The 18,592-nt window shown below is 41.1% G+C and carries 22 protein-coding genes and 1 tRNA gene; 21 read left to right on the forward strand and 2 right to left on the reverse strand.

Annotated features, from left to right (window positions below; translation table 11 throughout):
- The first annotated feature begins 56 nt into the window (after positions 1 to 56).
- The 21 genes from H3V00_RS11620 to H3V00_RS01940 all read left to right on the forward strand — a co-directional run bounded on the left by H3V00_RS11620 (position 57) and on the right by H3V00_RS01940 (position 16,394).
- The gene (locus H3V00_RS11620) at positions 57 to 377 is read left to right on the forward strand and encodes an STY0301 family protein (RefSeq protein WP_370570094.1); all 321 of its coding nucleotides are present in this window, start codon (positions 57 to 59) and stop codon (positions 375 to 377) included.
- Between the two features lie 62 nt (positions 378 to 439).
- Positions 440 to 790, forward strand: coding sequence for an STY0301 family protein (locus H3V00_RS01845; RefSeq protein WP_198206586.1), 351 nt, complete (start codon positions 440 to 442; stop codon positions 788 to 790).
- A 945-nt stretch (positions 791 to 1,735) separates the two neighbouring features.
- Entirely contained in the window at positions 1,736 to 2,233 is a 498-nt protein-coding gene (locus H3V00_RS01850; protein WP_198206585.1) for a DUF1841 family protein, read from the forward strand.
- 111 nt (positions 2,234 to 2,344) lie between these two features.
- Positions 2,345 to 2,800 carry a DUF441 domain-containing protein gene (locus H3V00_RS01855; protein ID WP_037475441.1) on the forward strand — a complete coding sequence of 152 codons (456 nt, stop codon included), beginning with the start codon at positions 2,345 to 2,347 and terminating at the stop codon, positions 2,798 to 2,800.
- 67 nt (positions 2,801 to 2,867) lie between these two features.
- Positions 2,868 to 2,958: transfer RNA gene (locus tag H3V00_RS01860), tRNA-Ser, on the forward strand.
- A 256-nt stretch (positions 2,959 to 3,214) separates the two neighbouring features.
- Positions 3,215 to 3,592: a hypothetical protein gene (locus H3V00_RS01865; protein WP_198206584.1), complete on the forward strand. Its 378-nt coding sequence runs from the start codon at positions 3,215 to 3,217 to the stop codon at positions 3,590 to 3,592.
- Between the two features lie 248 nt (positions 3,593 to 3,840).
- Positions 3,841 to 4,347, forward strand: a complete 507-nt coding sequence (locus H3V00_RS01870) for a Gp37 family protein (protein WP_198206583.1) — start codon at positions 3,841 to 3,843, stop codon at positions 4,345 to 4,347.
- Positions 4,348 to 4,355: 8 nt separating this feature from the next.
- Positions 4,356 to 5,759, forward strand: coding sequence for a phage tail sheath subtilisin-like domain-containing protein (locus H3V00_RS01875; protein WP_025330544.1), 1,404 nt, complete (start codon positions 4,356 to 4,358; stop codon positions 5,757 to 5,759).
- A gap of 9 nt (positions 5,760 to 5,768) precedes the next feature.
- A complete protein-coding gene (locus tag H3V00_RS01880; protein WP_025330545.1) occupies positions 5,769 to 6,284 on the forward strand; it encodes a phage major tail tube protein in 516 nt (171 codons plus the stop codon).
- Between the two features lie 121 nt (positions 6,285 to 6,405).
- Positions 6,406 to 6,690 carry a phage tail assembly protein gene (locus H3V00_RS01885; protein WP_025330546.1) on the forward strand — a complete coding sequence of 95 codons (285 nt, stop codon included), beginning with the start codon at positions 6,406 to 6,408 and terminating at the stop codon, positions 6,688 to 6,690.
- A complete protein-coding gene (locus H3V00_RS01890) occupies positions 6,632 to 6,838 on the forward strand; it encodes a GpE family phage tail protein (RefSeq protein WP_078474951.1) in 207 nt (68 codons plus the stop codon). The genes H3V00_RS01885 and H3V00_RS01890 overlap by 59 nt, the downstream gene beginning before the upstream one ends.
- Before the next feature lie 165 nt (positions 6,839 to 7,003).
- On the forward strand, positions 7,004 to 9,529 hold the full coding sequence (locus tag H3V00_RS01895) for a phage tail tape measure protein (RefSeq protein WP_198206582.1): 2,526 nt from the start codon (positions 7,004 to 7,006) through the stop codon (positions 9,527 to 9,529).
- The gene (locus tag H3V00_RS01900; RefSeq protein ID WP_078474949.1) at positions 9,529 to 10,425 is read left to right on the forward strand and encodes a phage tail protein; all 897 of its coding nucleotides are present in this window, start codon (positions 9,529 to 9,531) and stop codon (positions 10,423 to 10,425) included. Before H3V00_RS01895 ends, H3V00_RS01900 begins: the two co-directional genes overlap by 1 nt.
- Positions 10,426 to 10,427: 2 nt before the next feature.
- Complete coding sequence (locus H3V00_RS01905; RefSeq protein WP_025330549.1) at positions 10,428 to 10,649, forward strand: tail protein X; 222 nt, start codon at positions 10,428 to 10,430, stop codon at positions 10,647 to 10,649.
- Positions 10,637 to 11,734, forward strand: a complete 1,098-nt coding sequence (locus H3V00_RS01910; protein WP_198206581.1) for a phage late control D family protein — start codon at positions 10,637 to 10,639, stop codon at positions 11,732 to 11,734. Before H3V00_RS01905 ends, H3V00_RS01910 begins: the two co-directional genes overlap by 13 nt.
- A complete protein-coding gene (locus H3V00_RS01915; protein ID WP_037475427.1) occupies positions 11,718 to 12,347 on the forward strand; it encodes a phage baseplate assembly protein V in 630 nt (209 codons plus the stop codon). Before H3V00_RS01910 ends, H3V00_RS01915 begins: the two co-directional genes overlap by 17 nt.
- 82 nt (positions 12,348 to 12,429) lie before the next feature.
- The gene (locus tag H3V00_RS01920) at positions 12,430 to 12,801 is read left to right on the forward strand and encodes a GPW/gp25 family protein (protein ID WP_198206580.1); all 372 of its coding nucleotides are present in this window, start codon (positions 12,430 to 12,432) and stop codon (positions 12,799 to 12,801) included.
- On the forward strand, positions 12,798 to 13,943 hold the full coding sequence (locus H3V00_RS01925; protein WP_100125632.1) for a baseplate J/gp47 family protein: 1,146 nt from the start codon (positions 12,798 to 12,800) through the stop codon (positions 13,941 to 13,943). Before H3V00_RS01920 ends, H3V00_RS01925 begins: the two co-directional genes overlap by 4 nt.
- Positions 13,936 to 14,514 (forward strand): phage tail protein, encoded by a 579-nt coding sequence (locus H3V00_RS01930; RefSeq protein WP_100125631.1) that lies wholly within the window; start codon positions 13,936 to 13,938, stop codon positions 14,512 to 14,514. Before H3V00_RS01925 ends, H3V00_RS01930 begins: the two co-directional genes overlap by 8 nt.
- Positions 14,514 to 15,740 (forward strand): phage tail protein, encoded by a 1,227-nt coding sequence (locus H3V00_RS01935; protein WP_198206579.1) that lies wholly within the window; start codon positions 14,514 to 14,516, stop codon positions 15,738 to 15,740. The genes H3V00_RS01930 and H3V00_RS01935 overlap by 1 nt, the downstream gene beginning before the upstream one ends.
- Positions 15,741 to 15,749: 9 nt before the next feature.
- Positions 15,750 to 16,394 carry a hypothetical protein gene (locus H3V00_RS01940; protein WP_198206578.1) on the forward strand — a complete coding sequence of 215 codons (645 nt, stop codon included), beginning with the start codon at positions 15,750 to 15,752 and terminating at the stop codon, positions 16,392 to 16,394.
- Positions 16,395 to 16,748: 354 nt separating this feature from the next.
- Here H3V00_RS01940 and H3V00_RS01945 read toward each other — a convergent pair whose 3' ends face one another.
- Both H3V00_RS01945 and tsaE read right to left on the reverse strand, forming a co-directional pair.
- Complete coding sequence (locus H3V00_RS01945) at positions 16,749 to 18,071, reverse strand: N-acetylmuramoyl-L-alanine amidase (protein WP_078474941.1); 1,323 nt, start codon at positions 18,069 to 18,071, stop codon at positions 16,749 to 16,751.
- A 3-nt stretch (positions 18,072 to 18,074) separates the two neighbouring features.
- Positions 18,075 to 18,545: a tRNA (adenosine(37)-N6)-threonylcarbamoyltransferase complex ATPase subunit type 1 TsaE gene (tsaE, locus tag H3V00_RS01950; RefSeq protein WP_198206577.1), complete on the reverse strand. Its 471-nt coding sequence runs from the start codon at positions 18,543 to 18,545 to the stop codon at positions 18,075 to 18,077.
- Between the last annotated feature and the right edge of the window lie 47 nt (positions 18,546 to 18,592).

Raw genomic sequence — 18,592 nt, forward strand, 5'->3', positions numbered from 1 at the left:
CTTATGATTAGTATGAATTTTATACTATTAAATAATCGAAAATTGCCTCAGTATTTTTGGCTTTATTTTTTAATATTGTATCAATTAATTGTCTGGCCCAGACTCCTGTTGTGAGTTGTCCGTCATCTTTTTCTGACGCACATGGTGTTCATAAGCTTATTAATGTCTATGCATATGATGGTCCAGTATGTATGAAGATGTCATTAGTACCTGAGTATAAAAAAAACAAACAAGTATGGGATTTAGATGCATTAAGGGATCCTTCGTTAGTTTGTACGTATGAAAATACTGAACATTACGTTGTTATTAATGCGAAGGGGGCAGCCTATTGTGAAAAAACAAAGTCACCAGTAGAGGTAAAATGTATGCCTAGATAATTTTTATAAATCATCAAAGAAGTCTTAAAGATTTACTTATGATTAGCATGAATTTTATACTATTGAATAATCGAAAATTGCTTCAGTATTTATTGGCTTTATTTTTTAATATTGTATCAATTAATTGTCTGGCCCAGACTCCTGTTGTGAGTTGCCCGTCAACATTTTCTGACGGGCATAATGTTTACCGGTTTAAGAATGCCAGAGTATTCGATGGACCGGTTGAATTAAATGCTGAACTAAAGCCAGAATTTAAAAAAGATAAACAATATTGGAAGGTGTTTGGAACGAAGTATGACCCTTTTTTAATCTGCACATACGCTAAAGCTAATCATTATATTGTTTTTGATGCAAAGGGCGCGAGCTTTTGTGAAGTTACTGATAAACCTTTACAGGCAAGATGTATGCCTTAATCATTTAATATAATCCTGATTAGTTTATCGGATAGAAATAACTTAGCTGCATCTTTTTGGATTTGGAATATAACTAATCATGGCAGATTATTTAAGCTAAAAAGGAGTGTCGATTCAGTGAATAATGAAATAGTAGATTATGAAAGTGATGCGATTTTGAGTTTGAAAAATTAATGCTTGTACTCAAAATGAAAGATATTAATTTATATGTTATCAAATAATAAAGAAATATTAGCATTATTTATTAGCACGTTACTTGGCGTAGTATCAATTAATTGCTATGCTCAGACTCCTGTTGTGAGTTGTCCACCAACATTTTCTGACGGACATGGTATTCATAAACTTACTGAAGTCATGGTATATGATGGTCCAGTATGTATGAAAGCATCATTAGTGCCTGAGTATAAAAAAAAACAAAGAAGTATGGGTTCTGGATACATTAAGGGATCCATCAGTAGTTTGTGCGTATGAGAAAATCCCTCATTACATTGTTCTTAATGCGAAGGGGGCAGCTTATTGTGAAAGAACAATGGCACCAGTACAGGTAAAATGTATGCCATAGACATTTAGTGCAAACAGTTATCTCATATCGTAAGTTATTTGCCAGCTTTTTATAAAGTTACGGTACTGGCAATCTGATAATGCCAATTGATAGGATGAGTCAGGCTTATAAGAAAATAAAAAATCGATGATTTGTTTATTATTTCAGCTACGGTAAGGCTAGCAGTAATTACTGTATGCATCAGCTAATTTTTCTTTATTTTGATTGATATACAATTTAATGAATAGTTATTGATGTCCGGTTATTAATCCATTTTGAAAATATGTGCTGTTACAGAAATAAGGATTATTAAGAAGAAACTGGTTGCGATAGAAGTAATAAATTATCAGTAATAAGGTCATTGTTTTATAATTTGCATTATTTTGTCTGCAATGAGTGCTGTTATGTATGATGTCAATACTAATGATGTACGTCATTTTTTTGCGGATGTATGGCGTAAACGTCAGCAGCCGCAGTTGCTGGATGCACTGCAACAAAAAGCGTTAAGAATTATTGCTGCACACTCTGAATATGCACCTTATCTGGAAAATATCGAGCAGTATTTAACCCGGGTATGGCGGCCTGAAGAAGGAGAAACTAATCCGTTTCTGCATTTATCTTTACATTTGTCTGTACAGGAGCAGGTAGCGATAGATCAGCCTTTCGGGATTGCTGCTATTCATCAGCGTTTGTGTCAGCAGTATGCAGGCGACTGGGTAAAAGCGGAACACGATATGATAGAAGTTCTGGCTGAAATTTTATGGCAGGCGCAACGATATGGTCAGGGGCTGGATGTTAATGATTATATGACACGTTTACGCAGTCTGGTCGGATTGGGGCAGGAAGATGAGGCTCGTTTAAACCCTCATGAAGTCGGAAAAATTTCTGATATACAAGCATGAATTGCTCAGGCTTTGATTATGGTTTATTGTTTTGTACATTTGTATCAGTTATCCATGTTGTTGCAATGGGATTGATACGGGTATTTATTTTCAATAATCTTAAATCAGGGGATGAATATGTCTTTCTGGGCAAGTAATGCAAATGCTTTGCTGCTATTATTGTTTGTGGCTTTGGGTATTATCGGGCATAACCCTTCTGTAACCATTTCTGCACTGATTATTTTGCTGGTGCAGCAAACGCCTTTGCTTAAATATGCGCCTGTACTGGAAAAATACGGTGTGCAACTGGGTATTATGTTACTTATGATAGGGGTACTGGCTCCTTTAATTACTGGTAAGGTTCAGCCCGCACAAATTGCAGCTTTGGTAACCAGTTGGAAAACCATGGCTGCGGTAGTGGTAGGTATAGTGGTGGCATGGTTGGGCGGACGCGGTGTTCATTTGATGCAGGTTAATCCGACCATTGTCACTGGTTTAATGATTGGCACTATTATTGGTGTGGCTTTTTTACGCGGAGTACCGGTCGGACCTCTGATTGCGGCAGGATTGTTATCGCTGATTTTATAGTAGCCGGATTGCGAAGTTCTTGCCAGAAAGATACGCTCTCGTTATAATGCGCGCATTCCATTCTCACGGAGAGGTGGATGAGTGGTTGAAGTCGCACGCCTGGAAAGCGTGTATACGTGAATAGCGTATCGAGGGTTCGAATCCCTTCCTCTCCGCCAGATTTTAGATTAAATCCGCTTTGAAATAAGCGGATTTTTTTATGGGTATAAAAATTGCAATTATATATTTATTTAATATTGATAAATTAAGATCAATATTAATAATACTTATTTGCTAAATTGCGGTTTTCGCGTGATTTTATACTCATATTTATGGAGGTTGAAATTTAAATTACATAGCAGATAACTAAGAAAAAATCTTGCTACGTAATTTTAACTAAAACATCCGTTTGAATTTTTATAAAAGGATTGAATTATGGAGAATAAGCTGGACATGACTACCATTATAAATAGTGAAGAACAAAATGATTTTCCAAAACCGGATTTCAAAAATAATTCCACAGGTTATAAATATGGTTATTACAGTATATCTTACAATGATGGAGCCACATGGATACAGAATGGCTTTTGGTGGGCACCAATAAGTGGAAATTTTGCATTTCCTAAAGTTGGATCGTTACTTAAGCGAACAGATATTATTGATAAAAATCATAATATTATTTATTCAATTTGTGCAAAAGCAAACGAAAAAATTAGTGGTTTTGGTGGAGGATATCCCTTAACACAAGAATTTTATATTAACAATAAAGATAAGTTTGAACGTAATATTTGTTTATTATCTAAAGCTGAATGAAATTTAATTAGATGTTTTAAAATACAATAGTTTATTGTTGATATGCAAGCTGCCTTGAATTTATGGTAGCTTTTTTTAATTTTAAGATTTTTGATTAATTTTATTTAATATATATAAAACTAACTTTCAATAATTTTTCATTGAACATAACTATTCAATATTTTTATATCAATTTAAATGAAATGAACGGGATGAATAGGGAAGATTGCTTAAATTTTGAAGCATGATCATTAAAGAAAGGTATGTCAATGGCTGTAACAAGGGCTCTTCTGAACCATATTCTGATACATATTCAGCAGGCTCTGCCGGATTATTCGGTACAGCTGATGCCTAATAGTTTAAAGAATTATCAGTTTGTTCATTCGCTGGGTACGGTCTTAATCGGTTATCAGCGCAGTAAATTTAAAAAGCCGCGCAGTACGGATCTGATTGTACAGGAGAGGCATTTGCAATTGCGTTTTACTGTTTTTGCACGTGCTTTGGATGGTGAAAACGGTGTTCTGGATTTACTCGATTCTTTACGTCTGGCATTAGTGGGATTCCAGCCTGAACATTGCCAGCAAATCCGATTGTTGAGTGAGCGCTTTCTGGGTGAGGCCGACGGAGTCTGGCAATACCGGTTACGCGCTCGCACCGAGACACTTCAGGTGGAGCAGCGTCCGGTGATTAATCAGCAAAATTTGGTCAAGTCTATACCAACTCGTGGTGAGATTAAGGCCAGAGCTATTTCACATTCTGTAATTTCGAAGGAGTAAAAATCATCATGGCAGCAGCCTATTTGCATGGTGTTGAAACAATTCGTATTGATGGTGGCAGCAGTCCTGTCTATACCGTAGACGGGGCAATTACTGCAATTGTCGGTACCGGTATGTCTGGCCCGGTTAATGAGTTAACTGTATGTCAGACTGTTAAAGATTTCAGTCAGTTCGGTTTGCTGACTGGTGCAGGTTTCACTTTACCTGATGCGGCCAATATCTGGACTCGTTATCAGTCTGGTGTTGCTTATGTAGTGAATGTACTGGATCCGGATAAACATAAAACGGTCGTTGATTCTGAGTTACTGGTTATTGACGGTGATACGCTGACTGCGAAAACAGCACATCCGGCTGTACAGGCAGGTTATACAGTTCTGGCTGGTAATCAGACATTATCAGAGGGTACTGACTATGCTTTGAATAATGAAACAGGTGAGCTGACTTTTGTTCAAATGCGTTCAGATGTATCTATTAGTTATACTTATCTTGATCCAAGTAAGGTAACTTCAAAGGATATTATCGGCGGTTACGAGGCAGCTACCGGTAAACGCAAAGGGATGGAGCTGCTTACGGAAGGTTTTACCCGGCTGGGAGCAGATGCAAAAATTATTATTGTGCCTCAGTTTGATGCGGAAGCGACTGTGGCGGCAGCTATGGTTACTCTGGCTGATAAGCTTGAAGCTATTGCCTATATTGCTGCACCGAAAGGAACAACGCTTACCCAGGCTGTTCAGGGGCGCGGTTCGCTCGGTAATATTAATTTCCAGACGTCTTCGGATCGGGCGCAATTATTTTATCCCTATGTTACCGGTACCAGTGGTGAGTTGGAAAGTCTGGCTACTCATGCAGCCGGTTTACGGATGCGAACTGATGTTGAACAGGGTTATTGGTTCAGTATTTCCAATCGTGAACTGTCCGGTGTAACGGGTATGGAGGTTTCGCTGACTGCACGTATTGATGATCCGCAGGCAGAAACCAATCGTCTGAATGAAAAGGGTATTACGACGGTATTTAACAGTTATGGTACTGGTTTCCGCTTATGGGGTAACCGTCTGGCCTGTTTCCCGACAGTAACACATATTAAAAACTTTGAAACTGCACAGCGTACCGGCGATTTGATTAATGAATCAATTCGCCGTGCTCAGTTACAGTATATTGATTTGCCGATTGATGATGCGCTGATTGACAGCCTTCTGGGTACGGTGCGCACCTATCTGGGTACGCTGAAGAGTATTGTTGGTTTTAGTGTCAGCCTGGATTATGACTATGATCTGGCTGATGCTTTCAGTAAAGGGCAGGTACCAATTAAGTATGACTATACGCCTAAACTGCCTGCAGAACGTATCACTAATACCAGTGTGATGACCCGTACTTATCTGGCTAATTTGATTAGTAACCAGTCTGCCGCTTAGGAAACAGTTATGACAGAATTTAATGCAATTTATAATGCCAATGTTTATGTTAATGGTAATAGTCAGTTAGGCCGTGCCAGTCAGTTTAAATTACCGGATATTTCTGTTGGTCAGACAGAAACTAAAGGTCTGGGTCTGGTAGGTTCAGTAAAACTGCCTAGCGGGATTGAGGCACTGGAAGGGGAAATCACCTGGAATAGCTTTTATCCGGATGTGTTTACAAAAGTATATAACCCTTTCAAAGCTTGTCAGCTAATGGTTCGGGCCAATGTACAGGCATTTAATGCTTCTGGACTTGCAGCTGAGGTTCCGATGGTTGTGACGGTAATGGCAACTTTCAGCAAAAATCCGTTGGGAACTTATAAACCGAAAGAAAAAGCTGAATTCGCCAGCACTTTTCAGGCTACCGAAATTCATCAGACAGTAGCTGGTCGTGAAGTGTTGTATTATAACGCATTTACCAATCAGTACCGGGTAAATGGTGTGGATATGCTGGCGCAGATGCGTGCAAATATTGGTATGTAATTTTTATTTGTATTGATGTATTTGAATGCTCACTCTGATTACCGGAGTGAGCTTTTTTATGGTTGAAGTATTTTTATATGCTGAATTGATTCAGTAATTATTGATTAGTCGAGGAATAAATATGGCACAAACTGAAGCGCAAAATCTGCAAGAACAATTGGGTACAGGCAAAGTAATTAAACTGGCGGAACCACTGCAAACACCAAGTGGTGCGATAACGGAGCTGACATTGCGCCGGGTACGGGTTAAAGATTTTAAACGTGCTGCAGAACAGTATCCTGATAATGCAGTATTACAGGAAGCTCAGTGTCTGGCTATGGCATCTGGTCTGCAAAGTGAAGATTTTGATGAGTTGTCATGGGAGGATTACACGCAGGTGCGTCAGTTTTGTCTGGGTACTCACTGATTGGGATAGTTTTTATCAGGCAGCTGCGGATTTAGCGTGGTGGTTTGGTTTTTCTCCGGCAGATATTGATGAAATGTCTCTGGAGGAAATTTTGCAATGGCAGCAACAGGCTAACCGGCAGATTAAAGCCAAATACAGCAAACTATAACTGGTTGCTGTCTGAAGTAACTGTGCTGTTAACTTGTTGTAAGCTTATAAGCGTGGTTATGAAGTGATAATAAGTTGACAGTCACAGTAATCGAAACAACAAATAATATAAATAAGTAGATTCCAATACAGTTAGGTAATTGGAGAAAAATATATTGGTGCCGTTATGGATAATGGATTCGTTTCTGATTTTGGTGAGGTGCACCGTTCTGTAAAGGCTTTTGGCTTTGCTATCAGTACAGCGACCCGGCATGTTGAGGAGATGGGAAAAGCTTTACAAGGTTTACATGGACAAATTCGCTCTATTGATAGTTTTTCAGCAGCGACGGCTAAAGCGGGTAATGCTCAGGATAAATTAACTCAGGCAATTGAAAGACAAAATAAGGTTCTGGAGCAGCGCACTAAAATCGGTAGTGAATTAAGCAAAACTAAGAGCACGCTGCAAGCTTTGATGAAACCAGCTGAAAAGTCTGTAAAAATTTATATGGAGCGCGAAACATCTGAAACCGGGCTGAAGCAGGCTATGATGCAAAATGATGGCAGATTAGGCGGATTTGATCAGATTAATGCCCGAACAGCACAGCTAAGCCTTGAGCAGCGGGGAAATAAAAATGATTTTACCAGTCTTGCCACTAATATGAAGATGGCTAATATGTCTGATGATTCGCTACTGCAGGGAGGTATGAAGTCAATAGCCAGTTTTAATGCATTATTCGGTAAAAAAATTGAGGATATTTCTGTTGCCAAAGGGCTGATGCAGACTTATAAGCTGAAAGATACTGAATTATCAGCCGGTCTGGACGCTGTACAGAAAATGGCTTATTCGACCGGAATGAGTTTGGAAGATATAGAAAAATTTCAAAGTGCAATGGCCTCTCCTTTGCAAAGGCTTCATCTGACCGGTTTACAGAACCAGCAAAAAATATATGCTTTAGAAGGTATGGCAATACAAGGCGGTATTAGTAAAGCTGTGGCCGCAGATGGGATGGAAGAATTTCTGAATAAGCTGGCGCAGGGACCTAAAGCTATGCATCTGGCTACGTCAGCTATGAATGCGGAAATGCGCCAGATGATGCAGAAATCCGGTGTAAAGTTTGATTTATTTAATAAAGACGGTTCACTTAAAGACATGCGTGTGGTTATTGGTGAGCTGGAAACGAATTTTAAAGCTGTTAAAACTAAGTATGGTGAACGCGCTGCACTGAATATGATGGATGCTGTGTTTGGCGGGAAGGGCGGACAAGTTGCTTCAGCCGCGGCTAAAGGTGGTCATACCGGTTATCAGGCCATGCAAACTAAAATAAATCAGCAGCCTTCTCTTGATCAGCGAGCAGAACTGCAGACAAATACGCTGGCTGTCAGTATGGAAAATCTGCAAGATTCGGTTGCTGAAGTCGGGAATGCTTTTGGTGCTATTCTGGCACCGGAGATTAATACTTTCGCTCAGGTGGCTAAAGATGTGCTGCTTAATACTGTATTGCCTTTTATTCAGAAACATCCAACGCTGATTAAATCTGTAGTGGCTTTTGGTATTGGAATGGCAGGCTTACGGATGGTATTACTGACTGTTCGTTATACGATTACTATGGTTACCGGTCCGCTGGCTGTTCTGCGTACTATTTTTGCCCGTTTTCAGGTGGCACGTGAGCTTAAGCAAAGTAGTTCTGTATTTAAGCGTCTTCGAACTGCAATTTCCTCAGTAGGAAAATCTGCAGGTTCATTGCGTCAGAAACTCATGTCTTTTGGCAGTAAGCTGTCCGGCATTGGAAAAAAGTTTGCTGTTTTTAGTAAAGGTCGCGCTGCATTAAGTTTATTGCAAAAAGCATTTGGTGCAATTGGTCGTGCAGCAATGGCTCCCATCAGAAAAATTGTGCAGTCTTTTGGTCTGATTTCTAAGGCGGTGAGACCTCTGTTTTCGGTTTTTTCGAATTTGGGGAAGGGGTTTAGTGTTTTAGGTAAAGGCAGGTTTGTACTTAATTTGCTGCGTCAGGGAATTATGGCAGTAGGCCGGGCCTTCTTGATGTCACCGATAGGCTGGGTTGCGCTGGCAATTGGTGTGGCCGCCTTATTGATTTATAAATATTGGCAGCCAATCAAGAAATTCTTTATTGGTTTATGGAATACGGTTAAGACCAAATTTGAAGCCGGTATGAATTTTTTCAGAGAATTACCTGCTAAATTCAGTGAATTCGGGCGCAATATTATTGATAGTCTGGTCCGAAGCTTTACTGAAGGTATCAGTAAAGCTGTTAATGCTGTAGGTGAGTTTGCCAGTAAAATTATTAATAAGGCTAAATCAGTATTGGGTATTAATTCCCCCAGCCGGGTATTTAAAAGTATCGGCAGCTCGCTGATGGAGGGAATGCATCTGGGAGTTGATCTTGGGGCGGATAAACCTGTTTCGGCGATAGGTCAGGTAGCTGAGCGTTTACAGCAGAAATTTAAAGCCGGTTCCGGAAAGCTGACTGCACAGTTAAATGAAAAAATGCAGCTAAATGCAGCAGAGTTTGCACAGAACCGTTATCCGGCCGGACATGATTCAAGTGCTGTAACCATTAATTTTAATCCAACAATTCAGGTTAATGGTAATGCTGACCGTTCAGTCATTCAGCAGGCGCTTGCACTGAGCCAGCGTGAATTTGAACAGATGTACCGGCGCATGATGCAGGCAAAAGAATTGAGGAGTTACTGATGTATGCAATGCTAGGGGATATTCGCTTTGAAGTGCTGGATAGTTTCACCAGTTATGAAGAAACGCACAGTGCTGTTTTTGCCAAACATGATGTATTGGCCGGGCGACCGCGCCTGCAGGCTACCGGTAATGATTTGACTACGATACGTTTTGGTATGCTGCTGCATTGGAAACTGGCTAATCCGGATAATGCCTATAATGCGCTGATTAGTGCTAAAGAAGCGCAGCAGGCGCTGGCACTGGTGTTCGGTTCCGGGCGGTTTGCGGGCTGGTTTGTGATACAGCAATTAAGCAGTACAACTTTAATCCAGGATGCTAAAGGGCGTACGGCGGCGCGCGAAATTAGTGTTGAATTGCTTGAATTTGTTGGTGATCCGAATAATCCGTTACCAACACCGGGAATCATGACCGGACAGAATCCGCTGCTTGCTCTTTTACCGGAATCGGTTAAAGGCGCGGTTAATAAAGTTTCCGCAGCGGTTCAGACTGGTGTGCGTATTTATCATTCTGTTGAACAGAATATTACTGATATTCAGAACCTGATTACGCGCGCGCGTACTGTTCAGCATAATACTGCGGGCTGGATGGGGTTGATTGCAGATGTATTGTCTATAGGTGGTCAGACTCTGGATAAACTGAATACTTTACCTGAGATTGGTGAATGGTTCGGAAATCTGGCCGGAGCAGCAGATTTTCTGTCTTACACGGGTCAGGCAGCCTGTCAGCTGCAAACATGTATTAATTTAATACAAACCGGTTACGATAGCGGAGAGTGGGGCGACTGGCTGAATACCAGTGAACAAGTGTTAGCAACGGTAGAAGACAGTATTGGAAATGCGACTGCAGGTACTCAGTCATTGACGGCGTGGCTGGCAGCAAGAAAAGATGAGGTCTGATTATGGTTGATTCAGTCTTGCAATATCAGACCAGTGAAGGGGATCGCTGGGATTTGATTGCACATAAATACTATGGTGATGCCACGATGATTGACAGGCTGATTGCGGCCAACCCGCATTTAGCGCTGGCTGAACAGTTTACGGCAAATCTGACTGTACTGATTCCGGTTATCCGGTCTGATACTCATGCTGCTCAGGAGGATATGCCACCATGGATGCGTTAAATATGCTAAAAGGATTATCCGGCTTAAGCAAAACACATCCGGTTACTATGCCGGATTTTATTATCGGATATGAAAAAAAAGACATTACATTAGCAATTAAGCCTTATCTTATCAGCATTAGTTATACGGATTATCTGGGTGAGCAATCAGATGAGCTGTCTGTGTCGTTTGAAGATACAGATGGCAGATGGTTGCGTAACTGGTATCCTGAACAGGGTGATTTGCTGTCGTTTTCTCTCGGTGATCAGTTTACCGGTCTGGTGAATCTTGGTAATTTTGAGATTGCGGATATCGATTATGCATTTAAACCAAATGTGATTACTCTGAAAGCGCTTTCTACGGGAATTACTTCGGCCAGCCGGACTTTACAGCCTAAGGCGTATGAAAAAACCACTCTGGAAAAAATTGTACAGACAGTAGCCGCACGATTACAACTGGTGGTTAAAAATCCGATTGCCAAGCTGGAAATTGAACGTATCACACAGTATCAGGAAAGTGATGTTGAATTTCTGGCGCGACTAGCAAAACAGTTTGGCTATACTTTTAAAATTGTTGATAAGACTCTGGCTTTTATTGCTAATACGGAATTAACTGCACAGGAACCGGTACTGGTGTTGCTGCCAGAAGATATTGAGTCTGCCAGTTTTCGCGATCAGATCAAAGGCGTTCCTAATGAAGTTGTTGCTTCCGGCTACGACCCTAAGGCTAAACAAGTACGTACGGTTAAGCGTAAAGGACAGCCGTTACGCCCGCAAAGTAAACAGGGGGCAAGCGGTGACCAGCTGAAAATTGTGGCCAATAAAGGGGAATCACAGCAGCAATTAGCTGCACGTGCAGATGCTGCATTGGCCGATGCACGCAAGTGTCAGGTAACCGGCACTCTGGATCTTTTTGGTAATGTCAAGCTGGTAGCCGGTCAGATTATTCGTCTGAGCGGTTATGGAAAAATGTCCGGAAATTACCAGATTAAGCAGGCAAGCCATAATTTGAGCCGCAGTTCAGGTTATGTAACGTCTCTGGAAATAAATATGATTGAATATATTGCTGATGACGCAGATGGTGATAAACATGCAGAAACTGTATGAATTTGGTGCGACTTTACAGTTTGGTATTGTTGAATCCATAGATGCCGGACGGCATATGCTTAAAGTCAGTTTACCGGCATTAGAAAATATTCACACTGACTGGCTGCCAATGCTGACTGCTGCTGCAGGCGGAAACAGTTTTTATTCACTGCCTGACAGAGGGGAGCTGGTCGCCTGTATTCTGGATGCACGAGGAGAAAATGGTGTGGTTTTGGGAGCCTTATACAATCAGGCTGATAGCACACCGGTAAATAATAATAATGTCTGGATGAAAAAATTCAGCAATGGTACGGTGATCAGCCATAATCGCAATAGTGGTGAAGTATGTGTTCAGACTGGCGGAGCAGTAATTGTAGAAGCTGATACGGTACTGGTTAAAGCAGGTGATATTACTCTTGATGCACCTACTACTACTGCTACTGGCAGCTTACTGGTACAGGGGCAACTGACCTATCAGGGCGGAATGGCCGGTTCCGGCGGTGGTGGTACGGCAGCCTCAATAACCGGCACAATTAAGGTTGAAAACGGAGATGTGGTAGCCGATGGTAAAAGTCTTAAGAGTCATACTCATCCTGATCTGACTTCAGGTGGAAATACGGGCAAACCAAACTGACATTCAGCGAAAAGCTCTGCTAATTCTTATTTTTTATATCCCTGTTCATTCTGACAGGGATTTTTATTTTTGGAAAACCGCTATGACCATAACACCGCGTACCCGCCACTGGCAGCTAGCGCCACTGGATAGTGGCTGCGATATTGTTACCGGTATTGATGATATTAATCAATGTATTTTGAATATTTTAATAACCCGTAAAGGGACAGATGTAACCCGGCCGACTTTTGGTTCAGACCATCTGGACTATCTGGATACACCAGAAGATGTCTTTATTCCGGGTGTAACCCGTGAAGTGATTCTCGCTATTCAAACCTGGGAAAAGCGTGTGGTAGTGGAGCAGGTCTCTTTTAGAGGTCACGCACCTGAACTGACGATAACTGTTCATTGGCGAATCGCAGAAGAGGTAGCCGGTGAAATTTATCAAACAAATATTGGGTTGGTACAAAAATGACAGATTTAACTAAGCTTTCACGAACAGATGTAAAAATAGTTGAGGACGATCTGGCAACGATTCTGGCCGATACCATAAATGATTATCAGAATCGTACGGGCAAAACACTACAGCCGGCGCATATTGAACGCTTACTGATTAATACTTACGCCTATCGTGAGGCATTAACCCGTCAACAGGTAAATGAGGCTTACAGGCAGCAGCATGTTCGTTTTGCTACCGGCCTGATGCTGGATTTATGTGGTGATGATGTTAACACTCCGCGATTACAGGCCCAGCCGGCACAAACAACACTACGCTTTCAGGCTGTACTAAAAGGTAAAGAGCAGATTGTGATCCCGAAAGAAACCAGAGTTACAGTGGATTCGCTGATATTTACTACTACAGCAGCAGGTATGCTTACCGCAACCACTCCCAGCATTGAGCTCAATGCTGTCTGTCAGGCAACGGGAATCATAGGAAATGGCTGGTCACCAGGCCAGATAAACACTTTAGCTGATCATTTGACCGATATTGCTGAAATTAAGGTCAGCAATGTCACGACATCAAGTGGTGGAGTAGATGTTGAAAGCGATGATGCTTATCGGGTACGTATTCTGCTTGCTCCTGAATCATTTTCAGTTGCCGGACCTGTAGGAGCCTATGAATATTTTGCCAGACAGGTAAGTCAGGACATCATTGATGTCTATGTAAGCAATGATACTGATAAACAAGGTAAACCCTTGGGAGGTGTTGTTGCAGTGACTTTACTTACAAAAACCGGCTTGCCCTCAGCAGAACTAGTTAATCAGGTCCAGACAGCTTTGTCTGATGAGCGGATACGTCCACTATGTGATCAGGTGATTGTACGGGCTCCGAAAACGTTTACTTATCAGGTAAATGCAATATTAACTTTGTATATTGGTGCTGATGCAAGAACTGTGCTTGCAGCAGCCCGAACTGCTTGGCAGCAATATCAGATTAGTCAGGAGCAACGACTCGGAGTAGATGTAGTTCCGTTAGTTATACAGTCATTATTAAAAGTTGATGGTGTTTATAACGTTGCCACAATGGATTTAGCGTTGACTAAGGTTGCTGCTGATACATGGGCACACTGTACTGATCTGATCCTGAGCATAGCTGAGGAGGCAGTGGATGGCTAAGCTGACCTATGCTGCAGTAATTGAGCGTGATCAGCGTATGCGGGCACTGGTTGCTCTGGGATTACGTCTTGATTTGGTGTCTACACCACAGCTTATGCCCCGGCTAGTAGAACTGGTATTGGCCGATCATCTTGAACTTCTGGCTGAAAGCCATTGTATTCTCGGAGTAAACGGATACTGGCTGGCAGAAAGTGATCAAGCTAAAAGGCAATTGATTAAAGGTGCATACGAGCTTCACCGTAACAAGGGAACGCCCTGGTCGTTACGGGAGATTGTCCGCCGCCTTGGCTTTGGTGAAATAACGATTATTGAAGGGCTTAATCACCAGCGGCACAACGGTAATATTCAGCGCGATGGTATGTATGTACGCGGACATAATAGTTACTGGGCGCATTACCGTATCTTACTGAATAACCCGATTACTAATCAACAGGCAGCTTTATTACGTCAAACTCTGGCTGCTTTTGCTCCGGCACGCTGTGTGCTTTCCAGTCTCGACTATACTGCTGTACCACTACAGCATAACGGACAGGCACAGCGGGATGGCTCATTTAACAAAGGAACTGCTTAATGGCAAATTTAAAAGAATCTTCGTTCTGGGAAGAAGGTATTTATCAATGGGAAACATCCGATCCGGTATTGGGCGGGGAAAATGGTATCGATAATGTACCGACACGACAGCTGGCCAACCGAACCAAATGGCTGAAAGACAATAAACTGGATAAATCAGCTACCGCTGCCAGCGCAGATTTGGCTAAAAAAGCACAGGTAGCTGACAAACTTAGCAAAGCCAGAAATGTGGGTGGGGTCGCATTTGATGGTTCAGCGGATATTGATTTACCCGGAGTAAATAAGCCTGGAAATCAGAATACTTCTGGAAATGCGGCTACAGCCTCGTATGCAGCTCAGATAGCAGCCAGAAAAATTGGTGGCGTTATATTTAATGCCAAAACAGATATAGATTTACCTGGTGTCAATATCAAGGGTAATCAGGATACATCGGGAAATGCTGCTACTGCATCTAAATTGCAAGCAGCATGTAAAATTGGTGATGTGCAATTTGATGGTACAGCGGATATTGATTTACCCGGAGTAAATAAGCCTGGAAATCAGAATACTTCCGGAAATGCGGCCACAGCCTCGTATGCAGCTCAAATAGCAGCCAGAAAAATTGGTGGAGTTATATTTAATGCCAAAACAGATATAGATTTGCCTGGTGTTAATATTAAAGGTAATCAGGATACATCGGGAAATGCTGCTACAGCTACCAGATTGCAAACAATATGCACAATAAATGGTGTGTCATTTGATGGTAGTGCAGATATTAATGCTACCCCAGCAGGAGCCATACAGTTTTTTGCCATGGAAACTGCACCTGTTGGCTGGTTAAAAGCTAATGGTGCAGAAGTATCACGTACACTCTATGCAAATTTGTTTGCCGCAATTGGTACTACATTTGGTGCAGGAGATGAAAAAACAACATTTAATTTACCAGATTTGCGGGGTGAATTTCTACGAGGTTGGGATGATGGTCGTGCTATTGATGATGGGCGGATATTGGGTAGCTGGCAAATAGGTACGCCTATTAGTCATGATGATACTCAAGGAATAGGAAGTTTTAATCCTACAAATATGTGTAGAAATGTGCGGGAATATGGTGATAATTGGAATTTTGATTATTGGCCAGAAGGATATTACTCAGCACCCTATGGTGGTGTAATGAAAACATATTGGAATGGTTTTTTTACTATGACACGCCCACGAAACATTGCTTTATTGGCTTGCATTAAAATTTGAGGATTAAAAATGAATACAATTATATCTATCACGATTCCTGTTTGCCAATTAGATGAGAGTAACTGCTTTGTTGGGATGACTATTGCAGACTTAGACCCTCTGGCAAATAATGGTCATTATTTGATTCCCCGATTGTGTGTTCAGACTGAACAGCCAGAGTTCAAACCTGGATATGTTGCTCAATGGACGGGTAAAAAATGGAAGTATATTGAAGATCATCGCGGAGAAACCGTTTATAGTAAGAAAACCGGAGAGGTGGTGGTAATCAATGAATTGGGCGTATTACCAGCAACTGTAACTACAATACCTTATCCTGATATTTATCATCAATGGTCTGATAAAACAAATAACTGGATAGAAAAAGCGGATGCTGAACAGTTACGCTTGCAGGATAAACGCAATAATGCCGGTTCACTATCCCGCACACAAATGCTTTCTCAATTGGAAATCACTCTGGATAAAAATAAAGAAGCATTAGTGAAAGATGCAGAAGATGTGTTAAAGGGAATTGATTTAATCAAGATTCGCAATTACATTCTGGAAACTCAGTTTTTTGCTTTAAACGATGATAACTGGTGGAAATATTTAACTGATGTTTTGCATCTGGGTGAAAAGCAAATATTTGATATATGGAATGAAGCCATTAATATTTAACTGAATTATTTTTAATAATTTAATCTATAGTTTTGTGATAAGTTCATCGTTATTAATAGCTACGAAATATTATCAAGTTTATTAAATAAATTGTTTTTTGTTATTTTAATAATTATATTAATACTTTCTAATTTTCAATTATTACAGAATATTGATTGTTGGCGGAATGAATAACCACAATCAATATTCTGTATTTCTTTTTATTTGATACCAATTTGTTCAAACTTTAAATTTATAAAATAAATTATTTTGATATTTAGGTATCCGATTTGTCTTGATTATGTCTATATAATATTGATTGATTAAAATTAATATCATTTAGTCATTTTCTTTTTGTTTTTCCGAAGATTCTTATCAGCGGCGCGCCAGCACTGCTGTAGACAGATAATCCTTAATTCCGCTGCTAATTGAGTTTGCAACTTTTTTTCTGAAATCGCTGTTAGATAGTAAGCGTTCTTCAGTCGGATTGGAAATAAAAGCTGTTTCAACCAGAATTGATGGGATATCCGGTGCTTTCAGGACGGCAAAATTTGCCTGGTCGACACTGCCTTTATGCAGGTTGTTGATTTTGGCCAGTTGATTCAGTACGTCTTTACCGAGTTTCAGACTATCATTGATGGTAGCTGTCTGAGTCAGATCAAATAGTGTGTTGTTGACATTTTTATCAGTTGAATAATTTACCCCGCCAATCGAATCAGCTGCATTCTGGGTTTGTGCCAGATATTTGGCTGCTGCACTGGTGGCGCCTTTGGGATTAAGTGCATACACACCAGTACCTTTTGCTGACGGATTGGTAAATGCATCTGCATGAATGGAAACAAAAACATCTGCTCTGAGTTTACGCGCTTTGGCTACACGTACACCCAATGGGATAAAAATATCTTCGTTTCGGGTCATATAAGTTTTATAACCATACGAATCCAATATTTTTTTTACTTCACGCCCTATAGCGAGTACTACATCTTTTTCACGCAGACCAGACGGACCTGTGGCTCCGGGATCTTCACCACCATGTCCGGGATCAATCATGATTACAGGCTGGCGATTCAGTTTATTTGGCGTACCGGATGGTTGAGGAGGCTGCTGAGTTACTGGAGGTTTATTTTCAGGCAGTTTTTTTACCGGAGGTGTGGAGGCTGTAGCCTGAGGACGAGTAGTGCCGTCACTGTTTACTTTACCGTGACTGTAATCCTGTAATAGAGCCATTAACGGATCGTTTTTTTCCTGTTCCATGGCTACGGTTGCTGTAGGGTATAAATCCACTACCAGTCTATTTTTAAAGTTGGCAACCGGAGCAAGCGAAAATACCTGAGGATTAACGGTGGTTTTCAAATCCATCACGATACGGATGGTTTCAGGATTAAATTGTCCGACGCGGACACTGGCAATATAGGGATCCATTGGGAGAACTTTATTGCTCAGTTCACGTAAAAACTGATTGGTGGCTGACCCCTGAATATCAATAACCAGACGGTCAGGATTCTTTAGTTGAAAATATTTAAACTGGATGGGTGTTGTAGATTCTAATGTCATCCTGGTATAGGCCGTGGCCGGCCAGATGCGTGAAGCCACAATATCAGCCCCTGTCTGGGCTGCGCGTGCAAATGGAGTCAGGCTGATTAAAAGCGTGCCGGTAGAAGCAATTAATAATTTCCGGCGACTGATGTGGTTGGACATAGTTTATTCTGTAATTTTATTTAATGTTTTTGTTCCGTTTGTAGTAACGGCATTTATCTGTACTGTGCGGCCACTACCATTGATGGTGGTGTTTAAGATAATGTCAGCCGGAGGTGCCAAATCACCGCCGAGCTGTGGCCATTCAATCAAAATAATGCTGTCTGCTGTAATCAGTTCATCCAGTCCTGCATCCAGCCATTCTTCTGGATTTTGAAAACGGTATAAATCAAAATGATGCAGGTTAAAGCCTTTAAACGGGTAAGTTTCAACTATATTGTAGGTAGGGCTTTTAACTGCACCGTTGTAACCAAGAGCGTTGAGTAAGCCTCTGGTAAAAGTTGTTTTGCCCGCACCCAGATCACCTTCCAGCCAGATAATCAGAGGAGGGCTGATAAGCTGTGCAAAACGTTCGCCCAGTTTCAGGGTATAGTTTTCATCAGCCAGAAAAATTTCACGGACTTCAGTGGCAGACATGGTGTTTTTAATTAATCAAAACGGGGTTATTATGCGATAAAGTTTGT

This window comes from Snodgrassella sp. W6238H11 (assembly GCF_016100525.1).
In the GTDB taxonomy this organism is placed as follows: Bacteria; Pseudomonadota; Gammaproteobacteria; order Burkholderiales; family Neisseriaceae; genus Snodgrassella; species Snodgrassella alvi.